Origin of the sequence: Shewanella sp. ECSMB14102 (genome assembly GCF_000813075.1) — a bacterium.
Taxonomy (GTDB): Bacteria; Pseudomonadota; Gammaproteobacteria; order Enterobacterales; family Shewanellaceae; genus Shewanella; species Shewanella indica.
On sequence record NZ_JWGX01000082.1, the window covers coordinates 1 to 5,523 of the forward strand.

The 5,523-nt window shown below is 30.0% G+C and carries 5 protein-coding genes and 1 pseudogene; all 6 read right to left on the reverse strand.

The genetic code is table 11. The features are described from left to right. Positions 1–714: hypothetical protein (locus tag RC73_RS19210; protein WP_200888007.1), on the reverse strand; the 714-nt coding region annotated here is incomplete at its 3' end. Then, entirely contained in the window at positions 714–1,793 is a 1,080-nt protein-coding gene (locus RC73_RS19215; protein WP_039036139.1) for a glycosyltransferase, read from the reverse strand. The genes RC73_RS19215 and RC73_RS19210, both read right to left, overlap by 1 nt. Positions 1,794–1,796: 3 nt before the next feature. Further along, complete coding sequence (wzy, locus tag RC73_RS19220) at positions 1,797–3,248, reverse strand: O-antigen polysaccharide polymerase Wzy (protein WP_039036140.1); 1,452 nt, start codon at positions 3,246–3,248, stop codon at positions 1,797–1,799. Beyond that, positions 3,238–4,638 carry a lipopolysaccharide biosynthesis protein gene (locus RC73_RS19225; RefSeq protein WP_039036141.1) on the reverse strand — a complete coding sequence of 467 codons (1,401 nt, stop codon included), beginning with the start codon at positions 4,636–4,638 and terminating at the stop codon, positions 3,238–3,240. The genes wzy and RC73_RS19225 overlap by 11 nt, the downstream gene beginning before the upstream one ends. A 13-nt stretch (positions 4,639–4,651) precedes the next feature. Beyond that, positions 4,652–5,170 (reverse strand): acyltransferase, encoded by a 519-nt coding sequence (locus RC73_RS19230; RefSeq protein WP_039036142.1) that lies wholly within the window; start codon positions 5,168–5,170, stop codon positions 4,652–4,654. Positions 5,171–5,290: 120 nt separating this feature from the next. Next, positions 5,291–5,469: pseudogene (locus tag RC73_RS20655) on the reverse strand (ISAs1-like element ISSba1 family transposase); the annotation flags it as partial. Positions 5,470–5,523 lie beyond the last annotated feature (54 nt).

Genomic DNA, 5,523 nt, shown 5'->3' on the forward strand with positions numbered 1-5,523 from the left:
GCTTGAATTATTTAGAAGTTGTATGGCATTAAAAACTGTGTCATATCCCTTATAACTTGCATCTAAACTACCAATCATTCCCAATTTAAAAGTATCAAATCTATGATTATTGATCCTATCAACCCTTTTTTCTAATGAATGAGAATCAATAGTCAATTCAACATCAGAACAAAAACATAGATTAGATCCAAAAGATGGATAGCGATTGGGAAGAAAAACTTCAGAAACGTAAAGTATATTATCCGAAAATGAAATCGCTAATTTATTAAGTAGGAAGTAAAAAGGAGCTAGCATTTTCCCCTTTAAAGATGGTAAATTATTATAAGAGTCATAAGCACAACCAACAACTTCTACAATATATTTCTTTTTTAGCATCTTCACAAAAAAAAACGCCATTAAACCTGATATTGAAGGAAGACGAATAATAATAATGTCATTTTCTTTTATAGATGATTGAATAACATTTAATGCTTCAATTAATTTAAACCCACCTTCCGACATGATATCTGGAAAGGCTATATGTTTGACGTCACCATCAGATAATTTCAACGAATTCCCTTCAGAATAAGGAATCACTCTAGAACAAATACTCAGTTCACCTAAACATTTTTTATAATTTTCTACAATTTTAGCTGTTAACCCACCACGGGAATATAAACAACCATCTTTAATCATAATTTTGTGATCATGAATAAAAAGTACTTTTCTCGCCATCAAAGTAATATCTCATCTAAGAACATTGAAAAATTTTTATCAGACGAAAATGTCTGTCGAATCGAATTCCTCATATCACTCAATGGAATTTGATTTCGATAAGAAATGATATCTAGTAATAATGATTCTGCGGTATCAATATCATTGGGAGATACCAAGTATTTGTGCATAAACAATGGAACAGTTGCTTTTATAGAAGGAATATCACTAGCAATTATAGGAACACCAACTGACATCGCTTCAAGTAACGCATTGGGTTGTCCTTCATTGAGTGATGGAAAGTAGAATAAATCAAAACACTGAATTAATTTATCAACATCATCACAGTGCTCGATAAAATGAATGTTATTTAATTTACCATCGATAGACAATCCATTTTCAACATCTCTTCCACAAAATAACAAATGAATATTTTGTATTTTCTTTTGAACTCTCACAAACAATTTTAATATTTGAGAATGATTTTTTGCTGCAGTAAACCTTCCAACATGTCCAATCAATAGCGCATTGTGTGGAATACCAATTTTATTTCTAATTTCGAGTTTTTCATACTCGCCAATTAACTGAAAATCTGGTATAGCATTTGGTATAACTTTAAACTTATCACCACAATAGTTTGGATAAAAAAAAGATAAACCAGCTTCAGAGTTAGAGATAACCTTTGTGGAAAAACGATAAGCCAAATACTTTAATATTCTAGCATAAATCAGTTTCAACCATGATGGTTTAAATTGGTAAGTAGATTCACGATATGAAGCAATCCTAGTCCTCACTCCACAAAGATAAGCAGTCGTCATCACTAAACCTGACATATACCCCGTAAAATCACAAACACAGTCAAATCTATTTTGATTTATAAAGCGATAAATATAATAATAATCCCTTACAGAAATGTAACTAACTTTATGATGAACGACGTTCACACCGAGAGATTCAAATTTATTTTTTAAAACACCGACATCATTTCCTTTACATAAAATTGTGACATCAATATTGTCCGGTAAAAATTTTAAGAATCGATATAAATATGTTTCTAAACCACCAACACCTAAACCAGAAAGTAAAAATAAAACCTTCATAAATCAAATGCTCTTCTTCATAAAAAAGTTGTTAATCAAAATGACAAAGTAAATCAACAATAAATTACCAAGCTCTAAATAAATTGAAGATCTGACTAGATAAATTGACTTAGAAAATATTACTAAAGCTGAAACAATTCCTAAACTAGGATAATAAAATGGTTCAACAAGCTTTTTCTCAAAAAAAACAAATGTCCCTCCCAATAGGAACATAGCGATACAAATTCCAATAAAACCAAAATCCAAATAGAAATCGACTAAAATAGATGTCCCATCACCATACTTAACATTACCATTCTGTATCATGTAGCTAACAAAATTTGCTGATCCGTTTAGGTAAGACTCTCCATTGGTAAATAAATAATTGAAAATAGTTCCTACACCAGGAATAGAAGCTGCAATACCTTGAGTTAAGAAAAAACCATATTTATAATCATAATTTTCTGGTACGTTAGCTATTGCATGATTTAATGATCTGATTGAAAGAGCTAATTCAATTGTTCCTTCCCCCACCACAGCAGAGCCAAAATACTTATTTTCATTACCGTTACTTTGAGCTTGTTGTGATAACCTTTCTGTCAAGCTACCGCCATCAAACCTCGCCTGCCTGACACTGCCAATTACACTTAAAACAATACTTGCCATAACGATAAGCAATAATATTTGATATATTTTCATCTTAGAATGTTTAATGAAGTATAAACTAAACACCAATAATGTATAAGAAATTACTGGACCTCTATCTCCAACAAAAAGTGAAAATAAAACATGCCAAATAAATAGCAAAAGTATTGACTTATCAAAATAAAATATATATCTAAGTACACTTTCTCTACCTTTACTTTTCTGACTAATATTACATAGGTTTAAGATAATTGATGCAGAGAAAAAAACATTAAATAACTTAAAAAAATATGGATTTACTGATAATGCGTCATCAGGATTATAAGCCCCTACCTTATAACTTCCTGAGGTTAAGAAGAAAGCTATATAAAAAACGTAAGCAATTATTGTGAGAAAAGCAGCATTAAATCTCTTACTTTTTCTTGATAAGAATCTACTAGATAAAATAAAAGACGAACCAAGAACAAAAAAAAACACTCCACTCACAGAATAAAATACAGATTTATTGATTACATCTTCGTTATTCCAAATAAAGTAAATAAATCTATCTGCAACTTTTAAATCCAAAAGTTCTAACAAAGGCACTTGAAAGTAAAGTATCACATAAGCTAAAAAAAACAAATTAACAGGTGTAATAATCGATGCTGTGTTTATAAATCTTGACTTAACCATTGTAAATGCCAACATCCATAAAATACAACCAGTTATGCTTACAGCAATAAATGCTTTACTCTTTATTTCACTATTAAAATAAAAAACATTTAACAGAATTAAAAGTAATATTGTGGTTACAATGAAAGCAAAACCACGAATCTCTAATTTAATTATCATTCAAATACCATTTGCAACCAAATTTTGAGCATATTAAAAAATAAAGTGTTACGCTTAAAATTATACCATTAAAAACAAATAAATAATTCAAATCAATTATTTTAAACTCTTGCATTATGATGATAATTGTATACAAGATCAAAGAGATGGAAACAGGTTTAATTAAATCACCAAGTATCAACTTATAACTATATATTGAATTTATAGATAATGAATATATATTGATAATAGCAAACAAAATCGAAGAAACAACTAGAGCGATAAGAACGGATGATACCCCTAAACTATCAAAACTTAAAGACAATATGACGAACAAAATTAATACTAAGCTTTTTATAACTTCGATAGTCAAAATAACACTTGCTTTACCAAGGGATTTTAAGAATGACCTTGTAACCGCCTCAATAATTAAACCAAAGCCTGATAGACTTATTATTTTCAACATCCATACCGATTTGTCCCACTGATTACCTAGAACCAAATCAACAATAATTTTCGCATTAATAAAAATAAATAAGCTTAACGTAAAACAAATCAACACAGAAATTTTTAAAACTTTTCTCATATCTGAAAGATGATGTGTTTCATCATTAACTTTTTTCACTAATTCGGCAAACGCGACTTTATTGATAATTGCAATAAACGTATTAAGATAAATGCTATTTACTTTTTCAGCTTGAGAATAAAACCCCACTGTAACAAGATTAAATTTCTTGGCCAGTAACAAGCTAATTAAGTTTTGACTCAAAGTTCTTATAATTGAGCTTAATGTTATTTTAAATCCAAAACCAAAAAGCTCATTAAACGAATTTCTAGAAAATATTAGTTTAGTATTAAATGTGCCGAAGTACCAAAATCCAATAAGAGCGAATACAGCTTCTAAAATCTGTTGCCATATTAGAGACCACACCCCCATACCGTTCACTGCAAAATAAAATGCAAATAAAATAGATAAGCAATAAGAAAATAGAAGTATCTTTGTTTGTAATAAAAACTTCAACTCTTTTGTCATCTTTGTAACCTGTACCATATACAAAGATCGTATCAATACAGTAAATGACATAACACTTATTATACTTTCTAGTTCAGTTTTTTCATAAAAGGCCGCAACTCTATCAGCGACAAGATTTAGAAAAAAAACTATAAATAAGCTTATAAAAACATTACAAATAAATACAGTAGAATAGTCAATTGGAGTAGCATCGGGTTTCTTAATTAGCGCCCCACCAAACCCAGCCTCACTTAGAACTGTGCTAAGGGAAATAAATACTGCTCCTAACGCATATAAACCAAAATCTTCAGGTGTTAGAACTCGCGCAAGAACTAGAATACTTAAAACCCTAAAGAATACCCCACCAAACTTTTCAATTCCAACCCATATATAGTTCATCAATAAACTTAACTCACTTCAAATAATTTATTAAAAACTGTCGTTTATCTTCAAGTTTCATATATTTTGTCGGAACTACTTTATTTATCATTTTTTCTTTATACTCTTCAATAGAACAAATATATTTTATTGGGGTGCCAGCATAAACACTATCATCTTTTAAACATCCCTTAACAAGAGAGTGAGCACCAACGATGACATTATTTCCAACATTTGAACCAGGTAAAACACTAACACCGTACCCAAGGAACACATTGTTACCTAACTTAATTCTATTGAAAAAGTCTTTATCATCGAAAGAGCTGTAGAGATTTCTTAAAACATTAATAGAGCCATCATGTGTAATAAATTGTACATTAGAAGATGAATAAAAATCATCCCCAATTTTTATCAAATATGGCTCTGAACCAAAATTAATTGACTTATTAAATCTACAACGTTTTCCATATTCAACACCAATAAATTTTAAGTAAAGATTGTAGTTAAAATGTTTTAAAAAGCGTCTTTTAAATTTGTAATATATTTTAAACATCGATATCTCTAAAAATTTACTCGCCAACTTAATAGCGCAATTTCAATTATAAGTAAGTATGGAAGTTATTGAATAAAGATTATAATGTCATCAGGGCGTGATTAAGCTTTGTTAAATGTGTTAATCAAAGAAAAGTTCTGACCTAAAATCCCCATTCCACGTGGCTTTGCGCATCTTACTCGGTTTACTTACCTTTAATGGGTGTTGCTACAACAAGTTCAGCACAAATACGGCGAAACAACGCCATTTTCTCTATCACCAATCCGCGATATATCTTCTTTGAACGTGACGTCCAGTACCGGCATTGTTGATCAAATCATTCGCTTGAACGCAACTGCCCCTAGGCTTTCAGC